This window comes from Dehalococcoidales bacterium, from assembly GCA_041652735.1.
Taxonomy (GTDB): Bacteria; Chloroflexota; Dehalococcoidia; order Dehalococcoidales; family RBG-16-60-22; genus RBG-13-51-18.
The window spans coordinates 1-15,902 of sequence record JBAZGT010000006.1; the positions used below are offsets into that span (position 1 = coordinate 1).

General features: G+C 56.5%; 12 protein-coding genes. 2 read left to right on the forward strand and 10 right to left on the reverse strand.

Features of this window, described 5'->3' with window-relative positions; all coding sequences use genetic code 11:
* Window positions 1-224: 224 nt before the first annotated feature.
* Both WC370_03380 and WC370_03385 read right to left on the reverse strand, forming a co-directional pair.
* The gene (locus tag WC370_03380) at window positions 225-1,178 is read right to left on the reverse strand and encodes a methyltransferase domain-containing protein (protein MFA5308512.1); all 954 of its coding nucleotides are present in this window, start codon (window positions 1,176-1,178) and stop codon (window positions 225-227) included.
* A gap of 192 nt (window positions 1,179-1,370) precedes the next feature.
* Entirely contained in the window at window positions 1,371-3,527 is a 2,157-nt protein-coding gene (locus WC370_03385; protein MFA5308513.1) for an ATP-binding protein, read from the reverse strand.
* 380 nt (window positions 3,528-3,907) lie between these two features.
* Here WC370_03385 and WC370_03390 point away from each other — a divergent pair, with 380 nt between their 5' ends.
* On the forward strand, window positions 3,908-5,203 hold the full coding sequence (locus WC370_03390) for an EAL domain-containing protein (protein ID MFA5308514.1): 1,296 nt from the start codon (window positions 3,908-3,910) through the stop codon (window positions 5,201-5,203).
* Window positions 5,204-5,303: 100 nt separating this feature from the next.
* Here the strand turns inward: WC370_03390 and WC370_03395 are convergent, their stop codons facing one another.
* Window positions 5,304-6,896, reverse strand: a complete 1,593-nt coding sequence (locus WC370_03395) for an FMN-binding glutamate synthase family protein (protein ID MFA5308515.1) — start codon at window positions 6,894-6,896, stop codon at window positions 5,304-5,306.
* Window positions 6,897-7,522: 626 nt separating this feature from the next.
* Here WC370_03395 and WC370_03400 point away from each other — a divergent pair.
* Window positions 7,523-9,022, forward strand: coding sequence for an ATP-binding protein (locus WC370_03400; GenBank protein ID MFA5308516.1), 1,500 nt, complete (start codon window positions 7,523-7,525; stop codon window positions 9,020-9,022).
* A 61-nt stretch (window positions 9,023-9,083) separates the two neighbouring features.
* Here the strand turns inward: WC370_03400 and phoU are convergent, their stop codons facing one another.
* From phoU to WC370_03435, 7 genes are all read right to left on the reverse strand, one after another.
* Window positions 9,084-9,752, reverse strand: coding sequence for a phosphate signaling complex protein PhoU (gene phoU, locus WC370_03405; protein MFA5308517.1), 669 nt, complete (start codon window positions 9,750-9,752; stop codon window positions 9,084-9,086).
* A 16-nt stretch (window positions 9,753-9,768) separates the two neighbouring features.
* On the reverse strand, window positions 9,769-10,590 hold the full coding sequence (gene pstB, locus WC370_03410; GenBank protein ID MFA5308518.1) for a phosphate ABC transporter ATP-binding protein PstB: 822 nt from the start codon (window positions 10,588-10,590) through the stop codon (window positions 9,769-9,771).
* Window positions 10,591-10,594: 4 nt separating this feature from the next.
* A complete protein-coding gene (gene pstA, locus WC370_03415) occupies window positions 10,595-11,452 on the reverse strand; it encodes a phosphate ABC transporter permease PstA (GenBank protein ID MFA5308519.1) in 858 nt (285 codons plus the stop codon).
* Between the two features lie 3 nt (window positions 11,453-11,455).
* Window positions 11,456-12,400: a phosphate ABC transporter permease subunit PstC gene (gene pstC / locus WC370_03420; protein ID MFA5308520.1), complete on the reverse strand. Its 945-nt coding sequence runs from the start codon at window positions 12,398-12,400 to the stop codon at window positions 11,456-11,458.
* Between the two features lie 18 nt (window positions 12,401-12,418).
* Window positions 12,419-13,336 (reverse strand): PstS family phosphate ABC transporter substrate-binding protein, encoded by a 918-nt coding sequence (locus WC370_03425; GenBank protein MFA5308521.1) that lies wholly within the window; start codon window positions 13,334-13,336, stop codon window positions 12,419-12,421.
* Window positions 13,337-13,445: 109 nt separating this feature from the next.
* Window positions 13,446-15,194, reverse strand: coding sequence for an ATP-binding protein (locus WC370_03430; protein ID MFA5308522.1), 1,749 nt, complete (start codon window positions 15,192-15,194; stop codon window positions 13,446-13,448).
* Between the two features lie 2 nt (window positions 15,195-15,196).
* Window positions 15,197-15,889, reverse strand: coding sequence for a response regulator transcription factor (locus tag WC370_03435; GenBank protein ID MFA5308523.1), 693 nt, complete (start codon window positions 15,887-15,889; stop codon window positions 15,197-15,199).
* Between the last annotated feature and the right edge of the window lie 13 nt (window positions 15,890-15,902).

Consider the following 15,902-nt stretch of genomic DNA (forward strand, 5'->3'; position numbering starts at 1 on the left):
ATACTTTTCTAGTACCCCGTTGAGAATCTGTAATCTATTCTGTTCCTTTGTAGTCAATGTCAGTCCTTCCATTAACTGACATTATCCCTGAACAATTGTCTACTGACCTAATCGTAGACCCACAACACAGGGAGCACCAGCTAGAGATATCTACAGTCCCGCCCCTTTTCCCCACCCCAAGTAAAAAGTAACAGGTGGCAAATTGAACGCGTATCTTCTCCCCGTTATTCCGCCTTTAAAAACTCGGGCACGCCGGAGACAATCGGGTAATCACGGCGGCAGTTGGGGCAGGTTAGCCAACCGTCAATCGTATCCCCCACCCCGCCGGACTTCAGCTCGCTCTTGCAGAGGGGACACACCAGGTTATCCATAAAGCTGTGGGTATCTGAATAATCTATCTCCGGACAGCTAACCCCCGGCGGCAGGGAACCGCGGCAGGCAACCAGCCCGATATTACGCGGGAAAGCAGCCTTCTCCAGGGTCTTGCAGGTCAGGACCACCGTCCGGCGTACCGGCAGTTTTTTAGACCATTTCTCCAGAAATCCGGCGAGCTTGCCGTACAGGGTGGCGCTGCCATTGGTAAACGAGTCGTTGCGGAAGCGGTAATCGATGACATCCGTCCAGACTCTTTTGATGCCGGAAAGGTCCTGCTTGCGCATTTTCTTTTCCGCGTAGCGCGTCGTCCAGTAAGTGTACACCGTTTTCCGGTGGCGCGGGCTCTGGGCATAGCGCCAACCCCGGCTGGGGCCGAAGTACAGCAGCATCGTTCCCTTCGGCTTGAGGACCCGGGCCATTTCCTCCACCAGGGCGTCCGCCTGCGTGATATGCTCCAGCACGCCGATGCTGGCCACTACATCGAAAGAGCCCGTTTTAAAGGGAAGGGAGCGCCCGTCGGCGCGGACGAGGGGCAAGGGAGCGCCGAGCGTCTGGGTAATGCCTTCACGCGTAACCTGGATGATATGGGACGGCTCTACGCCTACGGCGCGGGCGCCGAGTCTATGGCACGCCATCATCAGTCCGCCGAAACCGCACCCCACATCCAGGACCGATTGGCCGGCCAGAGAGCCGACGTACTTTTTTAACAGGAATATCCATGGCCCCTGCGTCTGTTCATCGGCCAGGACCTCATCGGGACTATGGTGTTTGTGATGATATATGTTTACCTCACCGTTACACATGGATATTCTCCTCTGTAGAGGATAGAGTGTTGTTAGGGATGCTAGTCCGCGGAAATTAGAATAATGTTATGTTAAGGTAATAAACAGGTAAGAATGGGCGGCATGATACGCCGGAATGGTAACAATGGTAAACATCAGGTAGGTGTGATTCTATTTGGCAGGGCTTGAAACCGCGCCCGGTGATAATTTCCGCTATTTGCCCTTGCCGCGGCTTTTAGCCGGCGCCGCCGGTACGTCTTTTTTCCGGGCGCGGGGCAGGGTAAAGCTGAAGGTGCTGCCTTTGTCTTCTTCACTCTCCACCCAGATTTTCCCGCCGTGCAGCTCGATAATTGACCTGGCAATGCTCAGCCCCAGCCCCGTGCCTCCGGCCTTGCTTTTGTATACGTTCTGCGCCCGGAAGAATTTGGTGAAAAGGGACGGTATGTCCGCCGCCGGTATGCCAAGGCCGTTATCCGCCACGTCTATCTGCGCCATGTCTCCCACGGTGCGTCCGGTAATCTTCACCCAGCCGCTGTCCCGGTTATATTTGATGGCGTTGGACAACAGGTTGAAAAATATCTGCATCATCCGGTTGCGGTCCGCCATAATGGCGGCCTCTTTAAAGTTCATATCAGTGGTTATTTTAATATGGTGCTCTTCCGCCTGGGGCTTGACGCCGGCGACGGCCTCTTTAATGATTTCCGCCAGATTCACCTCGGTGATGGTCAGCGTAAGCTTGCCGGACTCGATACGCGCCACATCCAGCAAATCGCCGACCAGGCTGTTCAGCAGGTTGGTCTGTGTTTCAATGATATCCAGGAACTCCTTCTGCGTGGCATTGATTTTCCCGGTCTTTTCATCCTGGAGCAATTTAATAAAGCCGTAGATAGAAGCCAGCGGGGATTTCAGCTCGTGGGAGGCGACAGAGATAAACTCCGTTTTCATGCGGTCTATTCTTTTCAGCTCGGAAATATCCACCACCATGCCCCGGAAACCTGCATTCCTGACCCCATATGCCGGGGCAGAAAAATAGGCCATTACCGGGAAAGTGCTGCCGTCTTTATCCAGTATCGAATACTCGACGGCTTCCACAGATTGGCCGGCGCGCAATTTCTGTATGTCTGACTGCAGCCGCTCCCTCTCTCCGGGCAATATTATATCTGGAAACGATAATCCGCGCTCCAGTTCATCCTGGTTGTATTTGAGGACATTGAAACCGGCCTTATTAAGAAATATCAGGTAGTCCTTATCATCAACTTCAAAAACGATTTGCGGCAGGAGATTGGCCATATCCCGGTACTTCGCCTCGCTCCGCTTAAGGGCGATATCCGCCAGGCGCCGGCGGTACATGGCGTAAGCGGCTACCCCGGCAGCTACGCCGAGAACCGCCACGCCGCCGCCGAACATCACCGCATACTTCGATATCAGGCCGGCCCTGATAGCTCCGATGCTGTCCTGTGAAACGTAGGTAATAAGCGTCCAGTAATACTCTTTGTATGAAACAACTGATTTAAGCGCCGAATATTCATCATCGCCAATATATAAGTTTATTTTTTTAAATGTAAATATGCCGTCAGCATTACGGAATACATCCGACTCATGCGAGTTTATTGCCTGCCAGGCCTCCGGAAAGGTGTTGCCGAACGTACGGTCCTGACCGTCTTCATACATGAATCCCCACTCGTCCTCTGGATTCAAACCGATTAAAAAATATCCTTCAGGGTTAAGCAAGAGGACTTTATAGATAGCGCCGGGCTGGTTTTGCAGCGATCCAATCAGGTCACCGCCGAGATAATTGAGTACGATAATACCGCGAGCGTTACCGTTTTCATCAAAAACGGGGGCGCCGGCGCGGATCATCGGTTTTAGCGGATACTCAATCTCTTCATTTTCGATGTTAAGGTCGAAGGCAGATACATATGCCTGCCCCGGCGCCAGCTTTATAGTATCCTGGAAGTAATATCTGCTTTCCTTGTTCTGAAGCTCGCTTTCAGGTACGATATACGGCTCTCCCTTATTGTAATTAACCCGGATGAGCTCCCGGCCGTTTTCATCAATCAAACGTATCTGGTCATACATTTGCTCGGCGGTAGAGAACGCCAGGAACTCGCTCGCCAGCTCCGCTTTAGAAGCATCATCGAGATTTTCCAGGTGCTCGTGTATCTCGTTATTAGTGACAAGATAGGTGAGGTCGCCGAGCATGGCATTCAATTGATGAAAGATGACACCGCTATCGAAGTCCAGATTAAGCGCCGCCTCCGCCTTGATGACGTCAATCTCGGAATTGAAGTTGTTGTAATAACGTACACCGAAAATAACGACCAGCAGTACCAGGGTCGGTAAAAATACAACGGCGAAATTGCGGGCCAAAATCCGCCATTCAATGGGAGGCCGACGCTTTTTTACGGTCCCGCCCGGCACATTATGACGTGCTTTCTTATCAAGTCCCATAATTCATTATAACACCTCTGTCTAATATTATGTCTCAATTACGCCTTATGTCACCATGAAACGCCTACCTCACCCGGCTATCGGCGGCCAATTCAGGCGCCATATCTCCCCGCCGCGCCACGCACCTGAAAACCGCGCTTTTCATCTTGCGGACCGTGCTCTTCCCGTCCGGCATACCGGACATTCAGCTTCAGTATTTACGGTTTGTTTACAGGTAACGTGAAAAATGTTATCAATTTTTTATCCCGTTTATACCATGCTATATATGGGTATTTGAACTGGAAAGCAGAGAGACACAGATGGTCCTTGACACCGGCAAACATCAGGCAATACTGCCTTTAGCGGCGCGGGACAGACCGCCGCAAACAGAAATCGATATCGAGGCTATTATCCGGGACGGGAGGCTGACCGCCCGGTTTCAGCCGATTGTTTCCGTAGCCCAGAGAAGCATTTGCGGGGTGGAGGGGCTGATAAGGGGCGTTAATCCTGATTCCGCGGACCTGATTTCTCCGCTGGAACTTTTCCACACCGCCATGAACCAGGGACTCCAGGTAGAGCTGGACCGGGCCTGCCGCGATACCATCGTGCGGACTTTTGAGCCGGTTTACCGGTGCCGGAAAGACACCCTGCTGTTCATCAACCTGCACTCCTCCATACTGGACAAAGTAGCAGGTTCGAATCACCTGCTGGACATGGTGCAGGAATACCGCATCAACCCGTGCGATATCGTTATTGAATTTAACGAGTCCGCGGTTGAGGATATGGCCCTGCTGAAGAAGTTCGTGGATACCTACCGCCAGTACGGGTTTCTTATAGCCATGGATGATGTAGGCTGCGGTTTTTCCAACCTGAGCCGGATTTCCCTGGTGAAACCGGATATCGTGAAAACGGATATGTCCCTGACCCGGAATATCTGTACCGACTTTTACGTGCAGGAGGTGTTCCGCGCCCTGGTCAAGCTTTCCAACAAGATAGGGGCGCTGGTGGTGGCCGAGGGCGTGGAGACGGAGGACGAGGCGGTGCAAATCCTGGGACTGGGCGCGCATATGATTCAGGGATACTACATATCCAGGCCGCAGAAAATAGAAGACACCCTTTCCGGCGACCTCGGAGACAAACTCGGTGATGTAGTCGAACGCCTTAAAATAATGGAGAAATACAAGACCGTCCTGAACAAGGAAAAGTATAGTACGCTGAATTTAGCCACGACCAAAATCGCCGCCCGGCTATCGACGGTATCCCGTGACCGCTTCGATGAGGAGCTGGCGAATAGCATTAACGGATACGAGGGCATCGAGTGCGCCTACGTCCTGGATGAAAGAGGCGTCCAGGCCAGCGCCACCGTGTTTTCCAATGCCGTTACCGGCATCAAAAAGAGCCGGCTCTTTTCACCGGCGGCCAGCGGCGCGGACCATTCACTGAAAGTCTATTACCGCAATCTGAAAAACGCCGGACTGCAAAGATACCTCACCGAGCCTTACGCCTCGCTGGCCAGCGGCAATCTCTGCCGCACCTTTACCCGGACTTTCCTGGACCGGCGGGACGAGCCGCATATTCTGTGCATCGACTTTAAAATCAACGGCACGGAATGCTAGGCGGCACCGCCCCTTTTCCCCCCACCCACTTACAAAAAGACAGGGCACCGCTGCCGGCGCCCCGTCATTATTTCCTGGCCCGTGTTTAGTGTTATGTCAATTATCCGTTGAGGATAGCCATGGCCTCATCCCGGTAAGCGTCCATCAGGTAAGGAATACCGGTGACCTTGGCGCATTCCTCGGTCAGGGACATAAGCTCTTTGCGGCTGATGACCGGCACGCTGAAACAGCGGGCGCCTGCCATGAGCTGCTGGAGCCCTACCCTTATCTTTTCCGCGTAGCTGTAAATACCCAGCGCGCCCAGCGGCAGCGTCTTGATTTCGTTAGCGCCGACCATGGCTTTGACTTCTTCGTAGCAGACGAAGATTTCTTCCGGCGTGGAACCGAACTGGCTGACCGTATTGGGCAGTTTGCCTTCCTTTAGCCACACGGCGATGTTCTTGCCCACCATGCCCGGAATCATCAAAGCCCGGCCCATGCACACCGCTTTGGCGAAGGGCGCGCCCAGCGCCAGCGCCTTGAAAACGCCGTCCTCGCTGCTGAAGCTGCCCGCGAAGGCGATATCCGGCACCCGCTCCCCTTTGTCCGCCAGTTTTTTGCAGAACTCGTAGGCGGCGGCGTGCAGGTAGAGACTGGGCATGCCCCACTCCTCCATCATGCGCCACGGGCTCATGCCGGTGCCGCCGCTGGCGCCGTCGATGGTGAGCAGGTCGATTTTAGCCTTGGAGCTCCATTTAATCGCCATGGCCAGCTCGCGCAGGCCGTAGGCGCCGGTCTTTAAGGTGATGCGTTTGAAGCCCAGCTTGCGCAGCCGTTGGACCTCCGCGTAAAAGCCCGCTTCGTCGATAAAGCCGAGCCGGCTGTGCCGTTCGAACTCTTTCAGCGAGCCGTCTTTGAAAGCCGCCTGGCTGACGGGGCTGGAGGGGTCGGGCGTGACGATATAGCCGCGTTTTTGCAGCTCCAGGGCGCGCTCCAGGCTGTTGACCTTGATTTCCCCGCCGATGCACTTGGCGCCCTGTCCCCATTTGAGCTCGATGGTGTCCAGGCCGTGTTTCTTGCTGACGTATTCCGCCACGCCCAGGCGGGTGTCTTCCACGTTCATCTGCACCAGGATTTCCCCGTAGCCCTTGTGGTAGCGCTTGTACACCTCGATACGGCGGTCCATGTCCGGGGCGGAGGTTATCTTGCCGTTGTTGTCCAGTTTAAGCTGCGGGTCGATGCCGCAGACGTTCTCGCCGCAGACCAGGGTCACGCCGCTGATGGCCGCGCCGATGGCGAAATGCTCCCAGTTCTTGCGGGCTATTTCCGTGGAGCCCAGCGCGCCGGTAAAGATGGGCACTCTCATCTTCACTTTCTTGTCCCAGCCGTAAGACGTTTCCGTGTTGACCGCCGGGAAGATAGCGGAATCGGAGTCCCCGGTAACGCCCTTGGGCAGCCCGTTGGCGCCCAGCGCGTACCCCTGGATATTGAGATGAGAGTAATCTATGGGGTAGTCCTTGTCCCCGCCGGCAGTGATGTCACCGAAAGGTCCCGGGTAAATCAGTTCCCGACTGCGGAAGGTAGCCTTGAACACCTCGCAGTTGCCGGTGCACCCATCGATACACCGGGAGCAGATGCCGCTTTGCGGCACGACGTTCCGGGAACGGTTGGCGGTCCTGGTGGCATCATTGCTGTTGGGTCTTTGCAAATTCATTTTCCTGACTCTCCTTTTATTTATTACCCGTTTCCGCTTGATAAAATGCAGATAACGGCGTTAGCCCGCTCCGGATTTTTCCGGCTGTTGCACCCCGGTTGTGCGTGAATAATAAATTGTGCAGTTTATACAAGACGCGGCATACGGCAACCGTTTCCTATTGTACTCTTTTTCCAATTATAAATACAACAGGCCATAATTTGGGGCAGGTATTTATTTGTTTATAATGAACAATAGTCCGGGAACGGATGGAATAAACAGACTAACGCCCGCTGCAAAAAAGTACAAGTATAAAATATTATTATCTATTACTGCTTCTTATTCTTTTTTGGCCGCAAAAACGTTTACGACAATGTGTGCATATTCGACATTTTACACTTTTTCCTTAAAATTTTATCACATTAATACATGAAACATACTTGCGTTTAAGCTGTCAGTCTACTATTATTAGGCTAATTAACCAATAGCTAGAAAACAAGGGTGAATTCACCCGGAGGTGTACCAAGGTCGTAAGACCGCCGCGAACAGCAACAATCGACTGCTACAAGCCACAGCATTATGCTGCTTAATTACTTAAATGTAACCTCGTAGCCGAACCCACTAAAATTCTATTCGTAGAGGGCAAAATGAGTAAATTAGGAAAACTTCTGAGGACCCGTTACTTCTGGTATGTAGCAGTCGCCGCTGTGCTGGCCGGCATCGCCTCCTACGCGCCCCAGCTGACCGGACTCTCCATCCGGACGGACTGGGCTATCGCCTACTATCAGGCCGCCTACCGACTGCTGTTCCCCATCGCCGCCGGTCTCGCCGCCTGGCGCTACCGGGTAAAAGGGGGGCTGATAGTCTGTCTGATTACCGGACCGGTCATATTGTCCGGTGTCCTGGTCAACTCCCGGCTGCCCTACGCCTGGGTGGACTTCGCCGATATTGCTCTTGGCTTCCTGTTAAGCTGGTTTATCGGCCAGCAGGGCACCTTGAAACAGCGTCTGGAAGAGACCACCGCCGAGCTTAAAGAGCAGTCCAGGGCGCTGATGACGGAAGTTGGCGAACGGCAGCGGGCGGAAGAGCAGTACCGGATTATCGCGGACCATTCTGCGGATATTATCTATAAAACAACCATCAAGGATGAAATTTTCACCTTTATCAGCCCCTCCGCCCAGCGGTTACTGGGTTACACCATACAGGAAGGGCTGGCGCTGAAGCTGACGGACATACTTACCCCCGAATCTTACAAGAAGCAGCATAACTTACTGCTGGCAGACACGCGCAACAGCGCGTCCTCCCGTACTTTCCAGCTGGATTTGAAACACAAAGACGGGCACCTCGTTCCTTTTGAAGTCCACGCCAACTTCGTCTATAACGAGAAGGGCGAGCCGGAGGAAATAGTCGGCGTGGCCCGCGATGTTACCGAGCGCAAGAAAATTGAAGAGCAGCTTATCATGCACGACCGGCTGGCGTCCATCGGGCAACTGACTTCCGGACTGGCGCATGAAATAAATAACCCGCTCACCAGCATCATCAGCCTTTCATCCCTCCTGCTCCAGAGGAAATACGCCCCGGAGACCAGACAGGACATACAAATAATCAATGACGAAGGGCAGCGTATCGCCGCCATCATCAAGAACCTGCTGGCTTTCTCCCGCCAGCAGCCGCAGGAAAAACGGCCGACCGATATTAACGACTGCATCCGGAAAGTCCTGGAAATGCATGTCTACGAGCAGAAGGTGAACAATATCCAGGTAAACGTGAATTTCGACCCCGCCCTGCCCCAGATTATAGGCAACGGCTCCCAGCTGGAACAGGTATTCTTCCACATCGTCATGAACGCGGAGTTTTTCATGCGGGAGGCCCACCGCCGGGGCACGCTGAATATCACCACGGAAAAAGCGGGCAACTCCATCCGGGCTTTGTTTACCGATGACGGCCCGGGCATTTCACAGGAGAACATGAGCCAGCTTTTCACGCCGTTTTTTACCACCAAGGAAGCCGGCAAAGGCGCCGGGCTGGGCCTGAGCATCTGCCTGGGCATAGTTAACGAGCACGGCGGGAAACTTTACGCGGACAGCGAGCCGGAGAAGGGCACTACCTTCGTCATCGAACTGCCGGTTCAGGTCAACCCGAACTAGACCGGGACCGGCATTCCGGAACTGTAAAGCGCAGCGTTGCTTCTGGTCAGGCGCAGACGCGCTAGTACTTGGACGCCCCTATCTCTTCCATCTTGCCGGTAGCCACAAACACCACCCGCTCGCAGATATTGGTGACCCTATCGGCGCTGCGCTCCAGGTTATGGGCCACCCAAATCAGCCGCGTGGCCCGGGTGATGGTCTTGGGGTCCTCCGCCATGAAGGTGAGCAGCTCGCGGAAAACCTGGTCGTAAAGCTGGTCGATGGTATCATCTTCCGTGCTGATTTTCCGGGCCGTTTCAGCATCGCGGCTGACGAAGGCGTCCAGGCTGCGGCGCAGCATATCCACCGTCAGATCCGCCATGCGGGGTATATCAATCAGGGGCTTGAGCGGGGGCTCGTCCCCGATCATAATAGCGATTTTGGCGATGCCCTCACCGTAATCGCCGATGCGTTCCACCTCGGAAACGATGTTCAGCACCGCCAGGATAATACGCAAATCGCTGGCCATCGGCTGCTGGGTGGCGATAAGCTCCACGCACTTTTCCTCTATCTCATACCGCTTCCGGTCCACCTTCTTATCGTCGTCGATAACCTGGTTGGCCAGGTCCAGGTCGCGGTTCTTGAGCGCCTCGACGGAACGCGAGATGGCTTTGGTGACCATGCTGCCCATGGCCAGGACGTCATCCTGGATTTCCCTGATTTTCTTGTGAAAAGCGGTCCTCGTTTCCATGGAAGCCTCCTCAAATTTAGCCGAAACGCCCGGTGATGTAGTCCTCGGTGCGTTTATCTTTAGGGTTGGTGAAAAGCTGGGCGGTGGGGCCGTACTCCACCAGCACGCCGGCGCGGTCCGGCTCCATCATCATGAAAGCGGCGGTATCCGATACGCGGGCCGCCTGCTGCATATTATGGGTAACGATGATGATAGTGTAGTCCGTGGCCAGGCTGCGCATCAAGTCCTCTATTTTCAGGGTGGCGATGGGGTCGAGGGCGCTGCACGGCTCATCCATTAAAATCACCTCCGGCTCTACCGCCAGCACCCGCGCGATGCAGAGCCGCTGCTGCTGGCCGCCGGAAAGCGCCAGGCCGCTTTGCCCCAGCTTGTCCTTCACATCGTCCCAGAGAGCGGCCTGCCGCAGGCTTTTCTCCACGATTACTTCCAGCTCGCCGCGGCCCTTGGTGCCGTGCCGCTTGGGGCCGAAAGCCACATTCTCGAACACGGACATGGGGAAGGGGTTGGGCTTTTGAAAGACCATCCCCACCCGCTTCCTCAGCTCCACCACGTCAATCTTGGGGTCGTAAATCCTGATGCCGTCCAGCTCCACATTTCCTTCCACCCGCACCCCGTGAATAAGGTCGTTCATGCGGTTGAAAAGACGCAATAGAGAGGACTTGCCGCAGCCGGACGGCCCGATAATGGCGGTAATGGCGCAGGACGGGATGTCCAGCGTGACGTTGCGCAGGCACTGGAAGGAGCCGTAGAAGAGGTTGACCTGCTCCCCCTTGAGCTTGGTGACGCATTTATCTGCGGGTCTGGAACTAACTTCCGGCACATTGATATTGATATTCATGACACTATTTCCTCTGTCTCGTTTTAATCCTGATGGCCGCCGCCAGAATGTCAAAGGAAAGCACCACGATGAGCAGCACCAGCGCCACGCCCCAGACCGTTTCCTTGGGCATGTTGGGCACGTGGGCGGCCACCGTGTAAAGGTGGTAAGGCAGGGCCATGAACTGGTCCAGGGGCGATTGGGGCAGCTTGGGCAGTAAAAACGCGGCGCCCACCACCAGTATCGGCGCGGTTTCCCCGGCGGCGCGGCTGATAGCCAGTACCGCCCCGGTGATGATGCCGGGAAAAGCCTGCGGCAAAACGATATGCCGCACCGTCTGCCATTGCGTGATACCGATAGCCAGGCTGCCCTCCCGGTACTCCCGTGGCACGGACAGGATGGCCTCCCGCGACGTTGTAATGACCGTGGCCAGGGCCTGGCAGGCCAGGGTAAGGCTGGCGGCCAGCAGGGAAAGCCCGGCGTTCATGGCCATGACGAAAACGCTCAGACCGAAAAGCCCGAAGACGATGCTGGGGACGCCGGCCAGGTTGACGATAGCTAAATTAATGAGGCGGGTCAGCCAGTTGTCACGGGCGTATTCCGTGAGGTAAATGCCGGCCAGCACCCCCACCGGCAGCGCGAAAACGAGGGTGCCCAGCATCAGGTAAAAAGTGCCGATAATGGCCGGCAGAATGCCCCCGGCCTTGCCCGCCTGGGAGGGGAACTGGGAGATAAAGTCCCACGTTAAAGCCCCGCCCCCCTTGACGATGGTGTAAATGATAATAAATAATACCGGCGCCACGGTGATGGCCGTGGCCAGCCCCAGGAAAATAAAAGCGGTGCGCTGCGTTATGTTGCGTGAGCCCAGAACCGGCTTTGACATCAGCTACCTCGAAAATTTCCTTTTCTGCCGCTCCAGCACCCGCTCGGCGATGATGTTCACGGCCAGGGTGAGAATAAACAGTATCAGGCCCACGGCAAAAAGCGCCTGGTACTGCACGCCGCCGCGCACCGCGTTGCCGATGCCGGAGGCGATGGCGGAGGTCATGGTGGTCATGGGGTCGGTGGGGGAGACCGGCACGGCCAGTGCGCCGCCGGCCACCATCAGCACCGTCATCGTCTCCCCGATAGCCCGGCCCACCCCCAGCATTATCGCCGCGGCGATGCCGGACAGGGCGGAGGGGATACAGACGTGCCATATCGTCTCCCACTTGGTGGCCCCCAGGGCGTAGGACGCTTCCTTGAACTCTTTAGGCACGGCGTGCAGGGCGTCCTCGGACACGCTGACGATGATAGGCAGGCTCATTAAAGACAGCATGATGGCGGCGGTCAGCCCGCAGAGGCCGGTGTTCAGGTTGAACAGGCTCTGCACCAGGGGCGACAGCAAAGCCAGGCCGATGAACCCCATCATCACCGAGGGGATGCCCGCCAGTATTTCGATGATGGGCTTTATGGTCTCGGCGACTTTATGGGGAGCCACCTCGGACAGGTAGGCGGCGCAGGCCACCCCGATAGGCACAGCCACCACCGTGGAGATAACCGTAATCATCAGGGTGGAGACGAAAAAGGCCGAGATGCCGAATACCGGCGGGTCGGCCAGGGGGTACCACTTGGTACCGAAGAGGAACTCCCAGGGAGGGGTGTGGGCGAATATGGGCAGTCCCTCTCTGAGTAAAATAAATATAATGCCCAGCAGGACTACTATCGCCAGCAGTCCCGCCAGTAATATCCAGCCCTCGATGACTCTCTCCCCCAACCGCAGCCGCCGCTGGAGCCCCCGGGTGGGGTCCGCGGCGGCGGTGGGAGAGGAGGAACCTGTTTCCTGCTTCATGATTAACTATATTTTACACTATTTCGGCAGCGGCACGAAGCCGGCAACCAGCACTTCCTGCTGTCCTTCATCGGAGAGACAGTAATCGATGTAAACCTTGATTGCGCCGGTGGGCGCGCCGTTGGTGTAGTAGAACAGCGGGCGGGAGATGGGATAGGTGCCGTTCAGGGATGTTGCCACGCTGGGCAGGACGGCCGCGTCACTGGCGGTCTTCTTGATAGCGACGGCCTTAACCGTGTCATTCAGGTAGCCCAGGCCGGAGTAGAAGATGGCGTTGGCGTTGCCGGCGACCTGGGAGATGCCTTCCTCGGTGGAGGGGAGGAGCAGCACTTTACCGCCGTACTGGAGCGTCTTGTCCGCGGTGGTCATGCCGGCCATCTGCACCACATCTTCCAGGAAGTAGGCAAAGGTGCCGGAGTTGTTATCGCGGGAGAGGACGAGTATCGGCGCATCGTTGCCGCCCACCTCTTGCCAGTTGGTTATCTGGTTGGTGTAGATGGCGGAAAGCTGGGCGAAAGTCAGTTCGCTGACCGGGTTGGCCGGGTTGACGATGACGGAAAGGGCATCCGTGGCTACCTGTATTTCATAGGGGTCGACGCCCTTTTCCTGGGCCTGGGTTATTTCCGAGGCTTTGATGGCGCGGGAGGCCTGGCAGATATCCGTGGTGCCGTCTATCAGGGCGGCGATGCCCACGCCGGAGCCCGGGCCGCTGACGGCGATACTGACCTTGGAGTTGACCTTCATGAAGTTCTCCGCCCATACCGCGCTTAAGGGCGTGATGGTGTTGGAGCCGATAATCTTGAACGAGCCGGTAAGCGCGGGGGTGCCGGTGGCCGGGGTGGTGGTCTTATCCGTGCTGCCGCAGCCCGTCAGTACCAGTGCCGCAACCAGCACCAGCGCCAGGGGCAAGAGCAATTTCTTGACCGATTTAAACAATTTTTTCTCCTTTTTCACTTACTTAATCTTATCCTTCATGATTAATTGTAAGCGCGGGAGTTTAAAGGCAATTTAAGGGAATGTTAAGGTTTTGTTAAATATAGGGGGATTAGCGGCGGGGAAGGGTGAAAATAAAGGTGGAGCCTTTGCCTTCTTCACTGTGGACGCTGATGGCACCTCCATGCGCCTGCACGGTATGCTTGGCGATAGCCAGTCCCAGCCCGCTGCCGCCGCCGCTCCGTGCCTTGTCCACTTTATAAAAGCGCTCGAAGACGTGGGGCAAATCGTCCCGGGAAATGCCGATGCCGGTATCCGCCACGCTCACCGCCGCCGCCTCGCCGTCATAGCCAGTGGAGACGGTTACCCGGCCGCCCGGCTTGTTGAACTTGATGCCGTTATGCACCAGGTTGACGATGGTCTGCTTTATCCTGTCCCGGTCCGCCGGCACCGCGGGCAGGTCCGGCGTTAATTGCTTGAGCAGCCGGATGTGCTGCCTTTCCGCCAGCGGGCTTATCTCCGCCACCGTTTCCTCCACCAGGGTATTAAGGTCGATAAGCGCCAGCTTCAGCTCCGCCTGCCCGCTCTCGATGCGGGAAAGCTGGGTAAGCTCGGCCACCATCTGCGCCAGGCGGTCTATCTCGCTCTCTATCCTGGACAGGAAATCGGCGGCCACTTTCTTATCGTTCATCGCCCCGTCCTGCAAAGTTTCCACCATGGCCTTGATGCCGGCGATAGGCGTGCGCAGCTCGTGGGAGATATTGCCCACCATTTCCCGCCGCATCGTTTGCAAGTCCCTGAGCTCGGTGAGGTCCTGGAGCAAAATAACGACGCCTTCCAGGTGTTTCTGGTTATACAGCGGCACGGCCAGGGCGCGGATAAAGCGCCGGGTAACGCCGGACTCGAACTGGATGTTCTGCTCCCTGCCCCCCTTGAGGCAAAGCTTCAGCATCTCGTCCACCTCGTGGTCGTGGACGACCTCTATGACGTATTTACCGGCGGCGTCTTCTTCCCGGAAACCGAAGATTTTACCCGCCGCCCGGTTGGCCAGGAGGATATAGCCCTCCGCGTCCGTCATGATAACGCCGTCAGCCATATTGCCGAGGACGTTGGTCAGCTTGGTCTTTTCCGTGGAGATGGCGTCCACCGTTTCCTTGAGCCGGGAGGACATCTCGTTGAAGGCCTGCGCCAGCTGCCCGATTTCCCCCCTGGCGGACACGGTTATCTTCTGTCCCAGCTCCCCTTCGGCGATTTGCCGCGTTATACTTGTCAGCTGACGTATCGGCCGGGTGGTGGTGCGGGCGATAAGCCAGGCGGCCAGTATGGCCAGCACGGCGATAATCACCGTGGCCAGGACAATGGTGCGCGTCAGGTGGCTGATGGTACTCTCCACGGTGGTGAGGGGCAGCGCCACCCGGGCTATGCCCACCACTTCACCCTGGCTGGAGACAGTTACCGCCACGTACATCATCTGCTCCTGCAGGGTGGTACTGTAGCGTGTGCTGGAACCCGTGCCGCCGGCCAGCGCGTCTTTGACCTCCGGGCGGGCGGCGTGGTTTTCCATGGCGGCGGGGTTTTCCATGGAGTCGCCCAGGACTACGCCGTCCGGGGCGATAATGGTTACCCGGCTCTCTATTTCCTGTCCCAGCGTTTTAGCCAGGGCGTCCGCAGATTCGCCCTGCCCCAGCAGGGACGGCAGGGAGGCTTCGGCGGTAATCCTGGCTTCCTGCTCCAGGTAAAAGCGCAGGTTGTCCAGCTGTGAGTGGCGGACGGTGGTGGTCAGGTACGCCCCCAGCGCCGTCATGCTTACTATAATGAGGATGATAAGGGGAATGGTGATTCGCCACTGGAAACTGCGCAATCCTAACCCTCCAGTTTATAGCCGGTGCCGCGGACGGTCATCAGTAACCTGGGGTGCCCGGCATCCGCTTCTATTTTCTGCCGCAGCCACCGCACATGCACATCCACCGTGCGCGTATCGCCGGCGAAGTCATAGCCCCAGACCTTTTCCAGCAGTTGTTCCCGGCTGAACACCAGCCCTTTGTTGGCCGCCAGGAAAGCCAGCAGGTCGAACTCCTTGGGGGACAGCTCCAGCGCCGCTCCGGCCAGGGAGGCGTGGTGGCGGGCGGCATCTATTTCCAGCTCCCCTATTTTCAGCGAGGTCAGCCCGGCGGCTTCCGGCGTTGCGGTGATTTTGGTGCGCCGGAACATGGCGCGGACGCGGGCCAGCAGCTCCCGCATGCTGAAAGGCTTGGTCATGTAGTCATCGGCGCCTATTTCCAGTCCCACTATCTTGTCGGTTTCATCCGCCCGGGCGGTGAGCATCAGGATGGGAACGGTCATTTCTTTACGCAGGATGCGGCAGACCTCGAAGCCGCTGATGCGCGGCAGCATGATATCCAGTATAATGAGGTCAGGTTTTTCCCGGCGGGCGTTTTCCACCGCCTGCTCGCCGTCGGCGGCGGTGACCACGTCATAGCCCTCCTTGCGGAGGTTGTACTTGATGGTGTCCAGCAGGTTGATGTCGTCTTCTACAATAAGTATCTTGTCAGCCATTTTAACGCTCGAT